Origin of the sequence: Bdellovibrio sp. SKB1291214 (genome assembly GCF_002209355.2) — a bacterium.
Taxonomy (GTDB): Bacteria; Bdellovibrionota; Bdellovibrionia; order Bdellovibrionales; family Bdellovibrionaceae; genus Bdellovibrio.
Genome location: NZ_CP106855.1, coordinates 122,407 through 138,992 on the forward strand (window position 1 = coordinate 122,407; position 16,586 = coordinate 138,992).

13 protein-coding genes are annotated in these 16,586 nt (G+C 46.5%); 11 read left to right on the forward strand and 2 right to left on the reverse strand.

The genetic code is table 11. The features are described 5' to 3' along the window. Positions 1-85: 85 nt before the first annotated feature. The 6 genes from B9G69_RS00595 (at position 86) to B9G69_RS00620 (ending at position 5,649) form a co-directional block, all read left to right on the forward strand. Positions 86-1,360 (forward strand): Glu/Leu/Phe/Val family dehydrogenase, encoded by a 1,275-nt coding sequence (locus B9G69_RS00595; protein WP_265437898.1) that lies wholly within the window; start codon positions 86-88, stop codon positions 1,358-1,360. 99 nt (positions 1,361-1,459) lie between these two features. Next, positions 1,460-2,446 (forward strand): quinone-dependent dihydroorotate dehydrogenase, encoded by a 987-nt coding sequence (locus B9G69_RS00600; protein ID WP_265437899.1) that lies wholly within the window; start codon positions 1,460-1,462, stop codon positions 2,444-2,446. Next, on the forward strand, positions 2,433-2,891 hold the full coding sequence (gene mutT, locus B9G69_RS00605; protein ID WP_088616364.1) for an 8-oxo-dGTP diphosphatase MutT: 459 nt from the start codon (positions 2,433-2,435) through the stop codon (positions 2,889-2,891). Before B9G69_RS00600 ends, mutT begins: the two co-directional genes overlap by 14 nt. Continuing rightward, a complete protein-coding gene (locus B9G69_RS00610) occupies positions 2,879-3,994 on the forward strand; it encodes a glycosyltransferase (RefSeq protein ID WP_088616365.1) in 1,116 nt (371 codons plus the stop codon). Before mutT ends, B9G69_RS00610 begins: the two co-directional genes overlap by 13 nt. 17 nt (positions 3,995-4,011) lie before the next feature. Further along, positions 4,012-5,274: a glycosyltransferase family 4 protein gene (locus B9G69_RS00615; RefSeq protein ID WP_088616366.1), complete on the forward strand. Its 1,263-nt coding sequence runs from the start codon at positions 4,012-4,014 to the stop codon at positions 5,272-5,274. A gap of 90 nt (positions 5,275-5,364) precedes the next feature. Then, complete coding sequence (locus B9G69_RS00620) at positions 5,365-5,649, forward strand: HU family DNA-binding protein (protein ID WP_088616367.1); 285 nt, start codon at positions 5,365-5,367, stop codon at positions 5,647-5,649. A gap of 111 nt (positions 5,650-5,760) precedes the next feature. Here the strand turns inward: B9G69_RS00620 and epmA are convergent, their stop codons facing one another. Together epmA and B9G69_RS00630 are read right to left on the reverse strand one after the other, a co-directional pair. Then, positions 5,761-6,972 (reverse strand): EF-P lysine aminoacylase EpmA, encoded by a 1,212-nt coding sequence (gene epmA / locus B9G69_RS00625; protein WP_254916970.1) that lies wholly within the window; start codon positions 6,970-6,972, stop codon positions 5,761-5,763. Between the two features lie 49 nt (positions 6,973-7,021). Continuing rightward, positions 7,022-7,258, reverse strand: a complete 237-nt coding sequence (locus B9G69_RS00630; RefSeq protein WP_088616369.1) for a hypothetical protein — start codon at positions 7,256-7,258, stop codon at positions 7,022-7,024. A gap of 792 nt (positions 7,259-8,050) precedes the next feature. Between B9G69_RS00630 and B9G69_RS00635 the strand changes: the two genes are divergently transcribed. The 5 genes from B9G69_RS00635 (at position 8,051) to B9G69_RS00655 (ending at position 16,586) form a co-directional block, all read left to right on the forward strand. Continuing rightward, positions 8,051-9,475 (forward strand): TldD/PmbA family protein, encoded by a 1,425-nt coding sequence (locus B9G69_RS00635; RefSeq protein ID WP_088616370.1) that lies wholly within the window; start codon positions 8,051-8,053, stop codon positions 9,473-9,475. Between the two features lies 1 nt (position 9,476). After that, positions 9,477-10,814 (forward strand): TldD/PmbA family protein, encoded by a 1,338-nt coding sequence (locus tag B9G69_RS00640; protein ID WP_088616371.1) that lies wholly within the window; start codon positions 9,477-9,479, stop codon positions 10,812-10,814. 12 nt (positions 10,815-10,826) lie between these two features. Next, a complete protein-coding gene (locus B9G69_RS00645; RefSeq protein ID WP_088616372.1) occupies positions 10,827-11,150 on the forward strand; it encodes a DUF4286 family protein in 324 nt (107 codons plus the stop codon). A 68-nt stretch (positions 11,151-11,218) separates the two neighbouring features. After that, positions 11,219-11,683, forward strand: coding sequence for an actin-binding protein (locus tag B9G69_RS00650; RefSeq protein ID WP_088616373.1), 465 nt, complete (start codon positions 11,219-11,221; stop codon positions 11,681-11,683). Between the two features lie 253 nt (positions 11,684-11,936). Continuing rightward, positions 11,937-16,586: a beta strand repeat-containing protein gene (locus B9G69_RS00655; protein WP_265437900.1), complete on the forward strand. Its 4,650-nt coding sequence runs from the start codon at positions 11,937-11,939 to the stop codon at positions 16,584-16,586.

A 16,586-nucleotide genomic window follows, 5' to 3' on the forward strand; every position in this document is an offset into this window, starting at 1 on the left:
CGAGTCATCAGCTATTTTTCCCGGGTGACACTGAGTATTTACTTCAATAAACTGCCAGCGTGTATTTTTAAGGAGACACATTATCATGGACCATAAGATTGAGCCCTTGTATGACGGGCCTTTGTTCCGCAACGCTATTCAAACTCTCGATGAATCCGCAAAAATTATTAACTGTGATCCTAACGTTCTTGAGCGTTTGAAACGCCCTCGTCGTTGCATCACTGTTTCTGTTCCTGTTCGTATGGACGACTACTCTGTGAAAGTATTCACAGGTTACCGTGTTCAATACTCTCCGACATTGGGCCCCTACAAGGGCGGTATCCGTTATCACCAAAACGTAGATCTTCAAGAAGTTGTGGGTCTTGCGGCTTTGATGACTTTCAAAAACTCTGTACTAGGTCTTCCGTTGGGTGGCGCTAAAGGTGGTATCACTGTTGATCCAACTAAATTGTCACGCACTGAAAAACAAAACCTAACTCGTCGTTATGCTTCTGAGATTGGCCCTTTCGTTGGACCAACTAAAGATATTCCAGCTCCAGACGTGGGCACTGATCCACAAACAATGGCTTGGTTCATGGACACTTACTCTCAAGAGCAAGGTGGCTTTGCACAACCAGGAGTTGTAACTGGTAAACCAGTTGAAATCGGTGGTTCATTGGGTCGTAACCACGCAACAGGTTTGGGCGTTGTTTACGTAGCAGAAAAAGCATTCGAAGTTTGCCAAATGAACATGAAAGGTTCCACTATCGCGATCCAAGGTTTCGGTAACGTGGGTTCTTTCGCAGCGAAATTTGCTTACGATCGCGGCGCTCGCATCGTTGCAGTTTCTGACGTTTCCGGCGGTATCTTCAACGGTGATGGTCTTGATATCCCTGAAGTGCTTGAGTACATCAAAGCTCACAAATTCTTGAAGGGTTATCCAAAAGCAACACCAATCAGCAACGAAGACTTGCTTGAAGTAAAATGTGATGCTTTGTTCCCGTGCGCTCTTGAAAACCAAATCGACACTCACAACGCTGAAAAAATCCAAGCGAAAATCATCGTTGAAGGTGCGAACGGTCCTATCACGAATGCGGCAACTAAAATTCTTTCTAAACGTGGTGTGTTTATCGCTCCAGACGTTATCGCCAATGGCGGTGGCGTAATCGTTTCTTACTTTGAATGGGTCCAAGATACGATGGCGTTGTTCTGGGATGAGGACGAAGTAAATTCTAAATTGAAAGTTCTTATCACGAAAGCTTTCGATAAAGGCTATGCAATGTCGAAAGAGAAAAACGTGGATATGAGATCTGCTGCTATGGCAGTATCTGTACAACGACTTGAGAAAGCGATGCTTCTCAGAGGTTTGTACCCTCGTTAATGGTTACTCCGGCAACGCCGGAGTGCAGACCAATAAAGGTGGGTTTCAAACCCACCTTTTTTTTTGCTTTTTAGATCACACAGTTGGAGTTTAATTCTCATGCGTCCTTGGCTTCTACTTCCTCCGAAACTTGCTCACGATATCAACGGCTATGCTCTGCCACTGCTTTCTTACCTTCATGGCAAGAAGACTCCTCATTGGGGCACATTCACATGGAGAGACATGACATTCGCAAATCCATTGGGAATCGCCGGCGGAGTTGATAAAGATGCCGAGCACTTGAGTGACTGGTGGAGACTAGGTTGCGGTTTCGTCGAAGTCGGCACTGTGACTCCCCAAGCACAGACCCCGAATCCGGGGAAAATCATGGACCGCGATATGAAGCTCACAGCAATGTGGAATAAAATGGGTTTCCCGAGCCACGGGGCTGATGAAGTTTTCTATAATCTAGCCTCTTATGCTCCCAACTTTCGAACTCCCGTATTTGTAAACATCGGCAAAAATCGACAGACCCCCAATGCTCACGCCGTGAAGGATTATTTGGAACTGGTCGATAAGTTGCGCCCGTGGGCTGATGCCTTTGTCGTGAATATCTCAAGTCCCAACACTTCGGGTTTACGTGAGTTGCAAAAGAAAGAAAATCTGGGAGCTCTTTTAAAACCTATTTTGGATCGAGTTTCACACTTTGAACCGACACCGGTTTTGGTCAAGCTAAGCCCTGACATGGGCGAAGAAGGCTTGGCGGAAGCAGTGGCTAATTGCCAAGAAATTGGTGTCGATGGCTTCGTGTTAACAAACACGACTTTATCGAGACCCCAAGGCTGTCAATTCCCTCAGGAAGGTGGTCTGTCGGGGGCTCCGCTGAAAGATCTCTCACAACGCGCATTGCAAATTGCTGTTCAAACTTTAGGCAAAAAGCGTCAAGGAATGCTGATAGTGAGTGCTGGAGGCGTCCTAACCCCTGAAGATGTTTTTGAAAGATTGCAAATGGGCGCAGATCTTGTTCAAATTTACTCTGCACTCGTGTTTCATGGACCTCGTTTTTTCCACGACGTTGCAGCTAGAAGGAAAGATGTCGGCAGATAGTGTTGAGTTAAAACCAAGAAAACCAAAAATCCGTAAGGGTCATTGGATTCCAGTTGTTGCAGGATTCTTGCGCAAAGACGGAAAAATCTTGGTCGGTCAACGCCCCGAAAACAATTCCTTAGCGGGACAATGGGAATTTCCTGGTGGAAAAATCGAAAGTGGCGAGACACCTGAACAGGCATTAGCTCGCGAACTTGATGAAGAACTCGGCATTGAAGCTGAGGTTGGCGACCTTAAACTAGCATGCACTCATTCCTATGGAGATGTAGGGATTCTCATATTGTTTTATGAAATCCTGTACTGGAAAGGCGAACCTCGCGCCAAACATCACATGATGCTTGAGTGGATACATCCGGAAGAACTAAAACACCGCAATATCCCTGAAGCCAATCGTAAGATTCTGAACCGAATCTACAAAGCCCTGGGACTTGAATGGCCAAAATAATTCTTGTTAGCACCAAAACTCAAAGTACGACATGGCAATTGGCTCAAGCCTTGCGCTCCCAACAGCATGAAGTCACTGTGCTGACAAGCTACGGTGAAACACCCCCGGAAAATACGAACGGCATTGAGTACATGGCTTATTTTAAGAAATGGTCTGTGCTTGAGGGACTGAAAATCATCCCAGGCCTTTTCGGTATTCAACCCCACATCTTGCACTTGATCTTAGACGATGATCGCATGAATGCCGCACAAGTGGTGCTTTCGACATTTGCAAAATCTCATCCTTACTGCGTGCTAACGACGTCACTTTTGCATATCAAACGCGGCCTTAAAAAAACCAACCCCGTACGTTATCTGGTCGAGGAAAGTGACATCATCACTTTTCCAACCGTGGAATCGTTGGCACAGCTGCGTGGCTTGAACGTGCGGTCCGCAAGGCAAGGTCGCGGTATTTTACCACCTGCTTTTGATTTTAAAAATCAACCTGCACAAGTTGTATCTTTAGACGATGTTGAACAGTCGTTGTTAACAAATTTAGAGGGCCAGGAGTTTTTCATCCTGCCTTTTCGTGAAGGACGCTTTAATCCAGAATCGGATCGCTTTGCAAGACTGCTTATGCTGGCTCGCAGACATAAAGTTGTCCTGTGGGGAACGTATTCCCACTGGTCCCTTCGTGAAAGAAAACAGTTCGCGCAGTGGATGGAAAAAAATAGCTGCGGGGATCACTGGCTTGTAACCGGAGAAATTACTCCTCACCTTTCCAAAATCTTACTGGAAAAAGCCACAGCCTTTGTCATGGCTGGACAGCAATTTACTCCCATTGAAATGACTGAATATTATATGCGGGCCATCCAGGCTCAATCGACTTTGATCTTGGATTCAAAACAAACAAGCGTGCATGCGGACCTTTGGAAAAACACTGTGAACTGCTGGGTTCTAAATTCCCACCATCTTAATAAAGATCTGCACAAGCTTTTAGAACGATCGACCTTAAAGCTGCCCCAAACACTGTCTGAAGACTGGGCGCAAAGCAGCCACATGGTCGACTCATCAATGAATGAATTAAATCGTCTTTATAATCGGGCCTTGGCTTCTGCCAGATAGTCTTTTAATCTAAATTCATGTTCGCAAAGAAATCCGCGGTGCCGGAAACCCTTAACATTTGCCTGACCTCGCATCGTTTTCCGATTCTTAGTCGGGCGACTGATCATGGTTTTTTATGGCCGATCGCTCGTGGACTTGCACGGGAAGGTCACAAGGTCACAGTCATTTCTGCGAATTCTCCATTAAAAAAACCAGAAGTCACTCGTGATGGTGTGCGCGTATTTTACCTGAATGAGGGCGAAAAAAATCTGGCTCACCTGCGTTTTCAAATGGCGGTTCGCCAGAAGTTCATGCAACTTCATCGCGAAAATCCATTCCACATCGTGCACAGTATCGATAAGTCAGGTTACCGCATCGGCAACCGAAAAAAAGATTTGAAAGTCGCAGTCGCTTACGATGTTGAGGCGACGCAAATGTCGCAGCTTTTTGCGATCCTGGCGATGAAGCAGGAAACCTTACCAAGCATCCTGACGACGGGATTGGCGACGGCTTATAAATTTTTGACGACTTATTATGGTGGCGATCGCCAGTTGCTTTCCACAGCAGATGGAATTTTCGTCACAAATCCACAACAGAAAATTATCTTAGAAAGATATTATCTGTATCCAGATTTCCATACTTACACCGTTCCTTATGGAATTGATCTGGGGGATTTGACTCCGAAAGAGCAATCACTCGAACTTCGTAAAAAATTGAATCTGCCAGAGAACTCTCACATCGCGGTGACTATCAACGATATGACCGACGCTCATGAGATGCTGCCACTGTTGCAAGCTTTTGAAAAAGTCGCGATCAAAAAGCCCAACAGCTATTTGATCGTGGTGGGCAACGGACCCAAGTTTAAAGACATCGAATACCAAGTTTTAAACCTGGCCCTAGGCAACCGCGTGATCTTAGCCGGCGCGGTCCCTGCCGCTGAACTTGAAGATTACATTGTTTTGGGCGACGTTTTCATCAACATGGGTTCTAGAAGCACCGGTTTTGAACCTTCCACGTTGGAAGCCATGGCCCAGAAAAAAGTTGTCATGGGTTCAGAGGTTTCACCGATCGCCAACATCATTGAAGATGGTCGTGATGGCTTCCTGTTGCGCCCAGCTGACGTAGATTCGATTTCAAACCTTTTGGTGGAGATTTTTTCGGGAACTATGCCCGCAGACGAGATCGGCGAAAGAGCGCGTCAACGCGTCATGGACCTGTTCGATACGGGCAAAATGGTCCAGGCCGTCATTGATGCCTACCGTAAAATCCTTCTCAATACCGGAATGTATAAGAAGCAATGAGTTAAATCATTGAAAAGTGGTAGTCAGCCCCCGCACACTCTGTATAATCGGGAGTGTTATCAATACTTTATGTTCTAGAGGATCTGGACGATGACTAAAGCGGATTTGATTAATTTGATCTCTGAAAAAGCTGGTATCACTCGCGTGAAAGCAGAGACAGTTGTGAATACAATCTTCGATTCTATGGTTGAAGCTTTGATGCGTGATGACCGTATCGAGATCCGTGGTTTTGGTTCATTCGTAAACCGTCAATATGGTGCCTACAAAGGCCGCAATCCTCGTACTGGCGAAATCATCAACGTTGAAGAAAAGAAACTTCCCTTCTTCAAAGTCGGTAAAGAACTTAAAGAAGACATCAACGGCGGAAAAGAGTAATTCACTCTTCCTACTGAATGAAAAAGGGACCACACGGTCCCTTTTTTTATGCCTTTTATACGGCTGTTTTTGGAGAACAGACCGCTCCGACAGAGTCGGAGCTTAAACCAGCTACTTTGGAAATACAGAAATATCCGAGATTTTTCTGATTCCGTGAAGTGCCATAAATAGACGCTCAACTCCCAGCGCAATTCCCCCACTTGGCGGCAAACCTGCATCCAAACATTGGAAGAATTCTTGATCGAGAGAGATCACTTCTTTTTGGGATTCCTGTTTTTTTTGCAGATCTACTTCGGAACGCTGTCTTTGAATTTGTGGATCGTTGAGTTCGTGGAACGCATTGCAAAGTTCAAGGCCTTTCCAGTAAGCCTCGAAACGATCTCCCCATCCATCCTTAGTCAAACGAGCCAGAGCTGCCTGATACGGAGGATACTTTTCAACGAAGATCAAATCCTCGCCGTGCAGTTGCGATTCGATTTTATCCATAAAAATCAAAAAGAAATAATCGTCGATACTTTCAGCGCTGTGCACGTCGACGCCCAGCTTTTGCGCCAGTTCTTTCAATTCCTGTTTCGTTGTTTCCGGGGTGAAATCAAATCCGCAGTGAATTTTAAACAACTCAGCTACGGAATAACTTAGGATTCGCCGCGGAGGTTCGAATTTTAAAACCTTCACCAAGTGTTGAACCAGATCGATGACATCTTGCTTAATCGTCGCAAGGTTGTCGTACGCCCGGTACCACTCCAGCATCGAAAACTCGGGTTGGTGACGCTCCGTCACCTCACCGTTTCGAAAGCACGGCGCGATCTCAAAAATTTTCTCTGCCCCCAGTGCCAGGGCTTTTTTCAAATGAAGTTCAGGACTGGTTGGCAGATAAAGTTTCTCTGTGCGAGAACCCACCTTTAGCTCTGTCGCAAAAACATCCAGTGCTGGCTCTGTTCCAGGACAAACAACAAGCGACGGAGTTTTTACTTCTAAAAATCCTTTACGACGGAAAAAATGACGAACCTCTTCAACGTAACGATTCCATTTTTCCAAAATGTCTTTATCGTACGTGCGCGTTGGCAGGGATGATTTATTGGGAGCCAACAAAACTATTTCCGTTGCAGAGATAATCGCAACGATATCTCCTTCAATCAGAAATTCTGACTGCGGTGGAGCTTTGTCGAACGTGATGATCTGTTCTTGGTTGTCACGGATTAAGCTGATCTCAAGACCACCCTCTTCACGTTCAAGGCGATAAATTCGTCCCGCCGCCTTACAATCTGCAGGCATCGCGGGATAAGACTTCCAATGCTGATTTAAAAAAGTATTTCTATCCAAAGTCCCTGTAGCTTAAAGGTACGGACACACTTTTGGTAGCAAGAGCGCGTTAGCGGCACAGACCTTGGCTACGAAGAGTTCCAAGTTCGGCTGAGATAGCTTCAAGATCATCAGCTCCATAGACGACTTGGTCGCCCACAGAAATTCGATGTTTAACCCAAGCACCATCAAAAATTCCTTCGCTGCTCAACAAGCAAGACGGTTTCACTTCCATTGTTGCAGCTGATGACCAGCTCGCTAGAAATGACAAAATAAGTGTAGTTCCGATTGCTAAAAGAATTCTCATGGTTTCCCCTTTCTCCTGTTTCCCTAATTGGCTCCAGGACCCTCATGCTCCTCCTTCTAAAGCAATGTGCTTGCCAACGGATTTCTAGTCACTTTGACACCGAAGTCTTGGCTCGCCTGGAGTGGAACTGGGGTTGCAGAGGGGCTGCTACACTCGGACAGTCCTCGCTCGATTTTGTCACTGTTCCTTTCCTTTGTTCACGGGCTCGATGTTGTTCTGTTTCACGTTCGTTACCACAAAGGCCTGCGGAACTCGCACGCGTCCCCTCTGCAACCCCAGTTCCCCTCCATGCGACGAAGTTTTATGTTTCAAAGTAACCGTGCATGTTGGCCTTCCTTCTTCGGAACTCGGGGTCACGACGCACCAGAAACAAAAATTGGAAATCCACCGCTTGTCGTTGCCCAGCAAACTTCACCGCAGACCATCGAACGAAGCCGACTGAAAATAAGCCCCTCAATCCTATTTTGCCCAAAAACCTCGCACTTGTTTTCCTTTGAGGGATGGGGGCTGGGGGACTCCTGGAGTGAGCCCTGCCGCGTGCGAGCTCCGCAGGCCTTTGTAGCCCCAAGTATGCCGTGAAACATCATCGAGCCACTGAATCCAATAATGACTCAAATCAAGGACGAGCGAGGACTGACTGAGCTAAGCGGCGGGGCTCACTCCAGGGGGCCCACAGACGCCAGCCCTCAGAGGAAAAGAAGTTCCGGGAATTATGAACAAAAACAGGCATTAAGGGTTGTTTTTCCCTCTGTGCGTTGCTATGGGAAAGGTGAATTTTGAAGGGAGCATAGAATGCTTGATTTGCAGAAAGCGCTGAACAATCTGAAGGGTGCCGTTGATTGGGCTCAGTTGAGATTGGTTAGTGAGAAGACTACTTGGCGTGTGATTCGCAATGAGCAGTTTGAAAGCAGCGACATCAGCTTTGAAAATGGCTTGATGGTGGAAGTTCTTGTCAACGGTCATTTCGGTTATGCCGGAACCAGTGATTTAAGTTCTGATGGCGTTAAGCGTGCTTTTGATAAAGCGGCTTTGATGGCTCGTCAGGCTTCAGCCTTTAAAGTTCATGACTTTTCTGTTTTACAAAGACCGGTTGCTAAAGGCACCTACTCCTCTCCGGTCGTCCGCCCGATGGATTCTTATTCTGCCAAAGAAATCACAGATCTTTTTATCGACGCCACAGCTGCCATGAAAGTTTCGGATAAAGTTATCAACCGTACCGCGATGGCAATGATCGTTGAATCTGAATTTTCTGTGGTCAGCACTCATGGTTCAGATGTTCACCAAAAATTTTCTATCGTCAGCACAGACTTTAACGCCACAGCAATGGACGCCGGTGAAGTTCAACAACGTTCTGACAGCGGTGGCCTTGCACGTTGCAACCAAATCGGTGCTGAAGTTTTTGATCGCTCTTCGATTTTGGAACGCGCGAAAATTATCAGCCAAGAAGCGGTTGAATTGCTTTCAGCAGAAAACTGCCCCTCTGAAACTATGGACTTGTTAATTGCTCCAGATCAAATGACTTTGCAAGTGCACGAGTCTATCGGTCACCCTCTTGAATACGATCGCATCTTGGGTGATGAAAGAAACTATGCTGGCTGGAGTTTCGTGAAGCCCGAAGACTTCGGCAAACTTCAGTATGGTTCAAAACTAATGAATGTGACTTTCGATCCGACAGTTCCCGATGCGATGGCTTCTTATGCTTTCGATGATGCTGGCGTAAAAGCAACTAAAGAATATTTAATCAAAGACGGCGTGCTAATGTGTGGTTTGGGTTCTTTGGAATCTCAAGCTCGTTTAAGCCTGCCAGGTGTTGCAAACTCTCGCTCATCCAGTTGGAATCGCGCTCCGATTGATCGTATGGCAAATATCAACCTCGAGCCCGGGACATCTAAGCTTTCAGATATGATCGCTTCAGTAGAGCGTGGTGTGTTCATGCACGCGAATAAATCTTGGTCCATTGATGATTATCGCAACAAATTTCAGTTCGGCTGCGAATACGCGCAACTGATCGAAAACGGCAAGCTAACTAAGACTTTGAAAAATCCGAATTATCGCGGGACGACGGTTAAGTTCTGGAATTCTTTAAAAGCAGTCAGCGAAAATCGCGAAACTTACGGATCACCTTTCTGCGGTAAAGGGGAACCAAACCAAGTGATCCGTGTGGGTCACACAACGCCATACTGCCTATTCGGCAGCATGGAAGTGTTTGGAGCGTAATATGAACTTTATCGAATCAACGCAAAAAACGTTTAATGCAATTGCTGATGCTGTTTTCGCAAAGATTAACGCGGGCGAAGAAGCGAATTTAAACCTGAACGCTGAAGACTCTGTCTTCATTCGTATCAACAACAACAAAGTTCGTCAGAACACGCATGTTGAACAACGTACGATCAGCATGCAGTTTCAAAAAAACACTCGCACCGCTAAAATCACTTTTGATATCACGGGTGAGGCAGCTACGGACACCGCTCGTGCGCTTGAAATGCTTGAGATGGCTCGCAAAGAGTGCGCCCTTTTGCCAGAAGATCCCAAACAGGTTCCGATGCGCAACAACGGAACAAGCAGTAACTACGTCAAAGGCAGCTTACTGACTCACCAAGAGATGTTTGAAAAACTCACAGCCCCTGCCGCGGGCTCTGACCTTGCAGGTATCTACTGCGCGGGCCCTCGTGTTTCTGCAAATCGCAATTCTGCGGGACAAAATCATTTCTTCGCAACCGATTCGTTCTTTATCGATTACTCTTTGTACCTAGGCGAAAAGGCTGTGAAAGGCACTTACGCAGGCACAGCTTGGAATCAAGAAGATTACGCCGCGAATTTGGCGCAGAATAAAAATCAATTAAGGCTGATGGATCGTCCGAAAAAGGTTTTGCAACCCGGTCCGTATAAAGTGTACCTAGCTCCCGCTGCTGTTGCTGAGATGGCTGGCATGTTCTCGTGGAGCGCGATGAGCTATAGTGCTTACAAGCAGGGAAGCAGCCCATTGCAAAAGCTTGCGGATAAAGAAAAGTCTTTTTCTCCCCTTTTCTCGATGCGGGAAAATTTCTCGACAGGTCTTACTCCCCCTTTCAATTCATTGGGTGAAGTCTCCGCAGAGAAAGTTGAATTAATTAAAAACGGTGAATTGATCACGTTCTTGATTTCTTCTGGTACAGCCAAAGAATACGGAGTTGAGGGAAATTTAGCGAGTCCTAGCGAAGGTCCTCGTGCCCTAGAAATCATGCCGGGCACTTTGACGAAGGAAAATATTTTGAAAGAGCTAGGAACAGGTGTTTACCTTTCTAACCTTCACTATTTGAATTGGTCGGATCGTCCCACAGCCCGTATCACGGGTATGACTCGTTATGCATGCTTCTGGGTGGAAAACGGTGAGATCGTGGCACCCATAGCAGATATGCGCTGGGATGAGAGTTTGTTCGATGCCTTAGGTGAAAACTTATTAGCAGTCACAAGTTTCCAAGACATTGATCCATCGGTTGATACATACAACAGCCGTGCATGGGGCGGAAAAAAACTGCCAGGGCTTTTGATCAAAGATTTTAAATTTACTCTTTAGGAGATTCACAAAATGGTTACCTACATTCAGCAAACAACAGTTCAATTTGAAGTCTACGATGAGTACGTCGCGTGGCTTAAAAGTGACTACATCCCTAAAGCGTTGGAAATTCCAGGATTTATCAGTGCCGATCTTTGCCTTCGCAAAGGCGGTGCGATGGAATCTTCGGCAAAAGAACTTCGCATCGTTTTCAAAGTCGAGAGTGAAGACTCGATTAAGACGTATATTGCACAGCATGCGTTGCCACTGCGCGAAGCTGCGACTGAAAAATTCCCAGGCAGATTCTCGAACAATCGTGAAATCTGGCTCGACACCATTACTTTTATGTCAAAATAACGGACAAATCTTTTAATTCCCGGACCACGGGTGTACAGTGGTCCCGAAGCTCTTGAAAGGAGAAGATCATGTCATCTGCATCATTTCAGAAAATTTTGAATAACCTCTCAAAGAACAAGAACGTACAAAGCCTTCTTGAAAATTTCCAAACTTTGAGTGACGAAATCAAAAAACGCGAAGGCGAACTTAAAGGTAAGTTCGACAAATCTAAAGACGAAAAAATCCAACAAGCGTGGGATAAATACCAAGAAATCGTGAAAGTGCTTAGCGCTTCCGAAGAGAAACTTGAAAAAGAAGTTTCCAGCACGATCGCGAAAATCAAAAAGTCCGCGGACTCTCTTGAGAAAAACATCCAAGTAGCTAAGAAAAAAGCCATCATCCAAAAAGCAAAATTGGAAAAAGCTCTTTTCAAAAAAACGATGACTGCAAAAAAAGGCGCTGCAAAAACAGCTAAGAAAACAGCTGCAAAACGCCCAGCGAAAACGGCAAAAAAGGTCGTTCGCAAGGCTACAAAAAAGGCTACTCGCAAATAGCCGTCTCACTTTGAAACGGCAATGGGTCGGTTTGTTCCCTCATTGCCGTCTTTTTCAGCTTCAAGGAAACCTGAGTTTTCTCCCCATTTCTTGACCATTTCTTATTAGTTCGAGTTGGCGTACCCACAAACTGCTCCCCAAAAACATGACTATTTTTTAAATTTCATTCCCGCAATGGAGCTTAAGCCATTGATTTCCCTTACCGAAGAGTCCTAAGGAACGTTTTTTAACGACTTCTTAACAGGGACGTCTCATGCGAATCGGTAAAAAAATAACAACCACTTTTGCGATACTGGTGCTCGGATTTATTGCATCCGTTGCGCAAGCTTCTCCGCAAAAACTCACATATCAAGGCCGCATTTTAAACTCTGCTGGTCAGCCACTTACTTACAACGACGTCTCTTTTAGATTCCAAATTACTTCAACAGATGGAACGTGTGTTCTTTATTACGAAGAACGCCAACACGTGAACATGCAAAACTCTGACGGTATTTTTGATATCGCAATCGGCGATGGAACTGTGATTTATGCGGCAGGTGGTGCAAACAAACTTTCTGATTCATTCACAAATGGAATTACATACAACTGCTATGGTGGCGGTACTTGGAATGCGTCTGCCACATCTGAACGCCTTTTAAAAGTGAGCTTTCATGATGGAACTGGTTGGCAAGCGATTGATCCTGCCAACACAATCCGTTCCGTGCCTTTTGCGATGTCTTCATATAGCGCACAAACGTTGGCTGATAAAACCATCAACGACCTTGTGTTGAAAGCAAGTTTAACTTCTTGTTCTGCGGGCCAAGCGCTTAGTTGGAACGGCACTACGTTTAGCTGTGTGGCAACTTCCACGGGTTCCATCACAGGTGTAACTGCTGGCAGCGGTCTTTCTGGCGGTGGTACCTCTGGCACTGTGACTGTATCGCTTGCAAACACGACAGTAACTGCAGGCACATATGGTTCCGGCACTTCAGTTCCCGTATTTACGGTTGATGCTCAAGGCCGTATCACAGGAGTAACGCCAACAACCATCACAGGTGCGGCACCAACTGGTTCTGCAAGCGGTGACTTAAGTGGTACTTATCCGGGACCGACAATCGCAAACAGCGCTGTGACTTCAGGAAAAATTGCTGACGGTACCATCGTAGGCGCAGATTTAGATTTTACCGGCACTAACGTTGCTACTTCTGGTTTGGTAATTAAAGATTCAACGGGTAAATTCGCAAACTTTGCTTGTTCAACCGTGGGCCACGTCGCTACGTGGACTGTAGTCGGTTGGGCCTGCCAAGCTCCCTCAAACACGGACCCTACGAAATTGCCGCTGGCCGGTGGTACGATGGCTGGCGCTATTGATATGGACAGCAACAATGTCACTAATCTTGGCTATATGACAATGTCAGCAGGTAAAAGCCTGCACGTTTCTAACAATGCTTCAGATCCAAGCTTAGTAGCCGCAGATAAAGGTAAAATCTGGTTTAACTCGACATCGAACGAGTTGAAATACTGGAACGGAACATCGGCGGTTGCAGTTGGTTCTTCAGGTTCTGGGATCACGACATTAACTGGTGACGTCACCGCTACGGGCCCAGGCTCGGCGGCCGCGACGATTGCTTCCGGTGCCGTGACCAGTTCAAAAATTGCCTCTGGTACTATCTTGGGTTCGAATATGGACTTCACTGGTACGAACGCAAGTACGGCCAATTTGGTTATCAAAGACTCGACAGGCAAATTCGCAAATTTCGGGTGCTCCACAAACGGTCACGTTGCGACTTGGTCTGCATCGGGCTGGTCATGTGCCGCTCCGTCTCCCCTCCTTCCTACTCTTAATGATGGCACTATGTGGATCGGAAATAGTTCCAACGTAGCGACAGCTGTGACAATGTCTGGTGATGCTACAATCACGAACGCAGGCGTATTGTCTTTGAAAAATACAGGCACTGCAGGCACATATTATAAAGTTACAACGGATGCTCAAGGCCGCGTAAGTTCTGGTACAGCATCATTAGCTGCCTCAGATATTCCGAACCTTGATTGGTCAAAAATCACAACGGGTACACCAACGACAGCGGCGGGTTACGGTATCACTGATGCGTTTGTAAGAGGTGGTAACTCTTTTGGTGCCGCAGCTTCCATTGGTACAAACGACAGTAATCAATTAACGATTAAAACAAATAATACTGATCGCATAACGATCGACGCTGCAGGTAACGTAGGTATTGGTGGGGCTCCAGCTTATAAAGCTCATATCAGAAACGGCGTCCTTGCAGTTAAAGGTGACACCGGTTCATCGAATGCTCCGTCGACGGAATCCGTTGCTTCCTTCGACAGAGAAGCTGTCGGTGGTGTCGGCGTGAATATGTACACGATGAATGCGCAACCTGCGACATTCTATTTCGGTAACACCTCTTCACCACAACAAGGTTCTATCAGATATCAGGTTGATGCTTCAACGCCCGCGAACCAGTACATGGCTTTCAGAGTGAATTCTGGAGAAAAAGTTCGCATCGATTCAGATGGTGACGTCGGCATTGGTGTGACGAATCCAGCCTACAAATTAGATATTGCCGGTGACGTGAACATCACAGGTAACTTTAAAATCAACGGTACAAATATCTCGACAGGTGGCGGTACTATCACGGCATTAACTGGTGACGTCACTGCAAGTGGTACGGGTTCAGTCGCAGCGACAATTGCCAACAGTGCTGTGACAAATGCCAAAATGGCCAATATGGCGGCAAATACTTTAAAAGGTAATAACACGGGTTCTGCTGCCGCTCCGACGGACATCACGATTGCAAGTTTACAAGGCACAACAGCGACGACGTTTGCGGCAGGTAATGACTCTCGCATTACGGGCGCCTTACAAAGTGGTGCGACGGCTGGTGGTGATCTGACAGGTACTTATCCAAATCCGACGGTTGCAACAGGTGCAATCACCTCTGCAAAAATCCTGGATGGCACCATCGTTGGCGGCGATATGGATTTCACAGGCACAAACGCCGGTACGGCAAATCTTGTGATCAAAGATTCTTCTGGTAAATTTGCAAACCTAGGATGTTCTTCAGCGGGCGATGTTGCAACTTGGACTGTTTCCGGTTGGGCTTGCGTGACACCTTCCCCACTGCTGCCTTCGTTAGCTGATGGCAAAATCTGGGTTGGTAATGGATCAAATGCTGCGACGGCGGTGACGATGAGTGGTGATGCGACGATTTCAAATGCGGGCGCATTAACATTAGCGACTGTTGCAACGGCAGGTACTTATACGAAAGTTACTATCGATGCCAAGGGACGTGTGACGACAGGAGCAAACTTAGCCTCTTCAGATGTCACAACGGCTTTAACCTACACTCCAGTGAATAAGGCTGGCGATGTGATGACGGGCTCTTTAGGTTTAGGTAATTATACCGACTCGACGGAAGCCACTTTAATCACAGGTTGGGGCGCTTCAGACAAAGGTAAAACTTGGTTCAACACGACGTCGAATGTTGTGAAGTACTGGGATGGTTCTGCTGCTAAAGTGGTAGGTTCAGTGGGTGCAAGTATCGTTTCTTTAAACGGCTTGACGGGTTCGACTCAAACCTTCGCCACTCCAGGGACTTCGGGTACGGCACCCGCTTGGTCGTCATCAGGTACTGCTCACACGCTAAATATCCCGATGGCTTCTGCGGCTTCTGTGACAGCGGGTCTTATCAGCAAAACTGATTACGACACTTTCAACGCCAAGCAAGCAGCTGGTAACTATATCACGGCGTTAACGGGCGATGTCACTGCTTCAGGTGCTGGTTCAGCTGCCGCAACTATCGCTGCGGGAGCAGTGACGACATCGAAAATTGCAAGCGGTACGATCCTTGGGACCAATATGAATTTCACGGGCGTGAATACAGCGACGTCAAATATGGTCATTAAGGATTCCACAGGCAAATTCTACGATTTCGGATGTTCTACCGCGGGTCATGTTGCCACTTGGACTGTCTCTGGTTGGGCATGTCAGGCAGTCACTGTGACGGCTTCAAGTTTTGGAACACAAACTCAAAAAACATTCTTAGCAGCTCCCACTGGTGCGGACGGTGCGACTTCGTTTAGAACGATCGCCTCAACTGACTTGCCATCTTCAGTTTATTTAAACGGCGGTAACTCATTCGGTGCTGCTGCAACAATAGGTACTGCTGACGCCAATTCATTAACAATTAATACTAACGGCAGTGCTCGAATGACTTTCCTTTCAAACGGTAAAATCGGTATCGGCCAAACGACTCCGACTTATGCTTTGGAAGTAAACGGTTCTGGCTCGGCCGGTGACTATACGACAGCACCCATTAGCACTGACGGTAACTTGCGCATGGGTGGTTTCGACTATTCCTCAGCACAAGGCCGTGGTGTCTTGATGGCAAAAGTTTACGACAGTACGAATGCACACAAAGGTTACATCTACTTTGGCACTCCGAGTGGTAATGGTGTTGCCGTTCAAATGAGAACTGCGGACCAATCCATGTCGACAAGTATTCAATTGATCAACTCTGACGGTCGCTTAAGCTTCCAAACTGGCGGCACAGAAAGAATGTCTATTGCCAACGCAGGTACAATCACGACTAAATATGCGGTCGCTGGTACGCCCACAACTGTTGCTGCTGCGGCGGTTGACCTTTCAACAAGCAATACTCACACATTGGCATCAGTTGGTGGCTCGACAATCACATTGTCCAACATGGCGAATGGTGGTCACTATACTTTGGTGATTACAGACACAACGTCGCGCACATACACATTCTCAGGTTGTAACTCCACGAAATTCTCGCCTTCAAATCAGGCAACAGTTTCAGGAACTCCTTCAATCTATTCCATCATCACGATTTACAATGGTTCCACTTACGACTGTTACGTGACTTGGTCGACAGGATATAACTAA

Excerpts from the sequence above, each read along its gene's own strand:
- B9G69_RS00595 (WP_265437898.1), top strand. The coding sequence starts at position 86 with ATGGACCATAAGATTGAGCCCTTGTATGACGGGCCTTTGTTCCGCAAC.
- B9G69_RS00600 (WP_265437899.1), top strand. The coding sequence starts at position 1,460 with ATGCGTCCTTGGCTTCTACTTCCTCCGAAACTTGCTCACGATATCAAC.
- mutT (WP_088616364.1), top strand. The coding sequence starts at position 2,433 with ATGTCGGCAGATAGTGTTGAGTTAAAACCAAGAAAACCAAAAATCCGT.
- B9G69_RS00610 (WP_088616365.1), top strand. The coding sequence starts at position 2,879 with ATGGCCAAAATAATTCTTGTTAGCACCAAAACTCAAAGTACGACATGG.
- B9G69_RS00615 (WP_088616366.1), top strand. The coding sequence starts at position 4,012 with ATGTTCGCAAAGAAATCCGCGGTGCCGGAAACCCTTAACATTTGCCTG.
- B9G69_RS00620 (WP_088616367.1), top strand. The coding sequence starts at position 5,365 with ATGACTAAAGCGGATTTGATTAATTTGATCTCTGAAAAAGCTGGTATC.
- B9G69_RS00630 (WP_088616369.1), bottom strand. The coding sequence starts at position 7,258 with ATGAGAATTCTTTTAGCAATCGGAACTACACTTATTTTGTCATTTCTA.
- B9G69_RS00635 (WP_088616370.1), top strand. The coding sequence starts at position 8,051 with ATGCTTGATTTGCAGAAAGCGCTGAACAATCTGAAGGGTGCCGTTGAT.
- B9G69_RS00640 (WP_088616371.1), top strand. The coding sequence starts at position 9,477 with ATGAACTTTATCGAATCAACGCAAAAAACGTTTAATGCAATTGCTGAT.
- B9G69_RS00645 (WP_088616372.1), top strand. The coding sequence starts at position 10,827 with ATGGTTACCTACATTCAGCAAACAACAGTTCAATTTGAAGTCTACGAT.
- B9G69_RS00650 (WP_088616373.1), top strand. The coding sequence starts at position 11,219 with ATGTCATCTGCATCATTTCAGAAAATTTTGAATAACCTCTCAAAGAAC.
- B9G69_RS00655 (WP_265437900.1), top strand. The coding sequence starts at position 11,937 with ATGCGAATCGGTAAAAAAATAACAACCACTTTTGCGATACTGGTGCTC.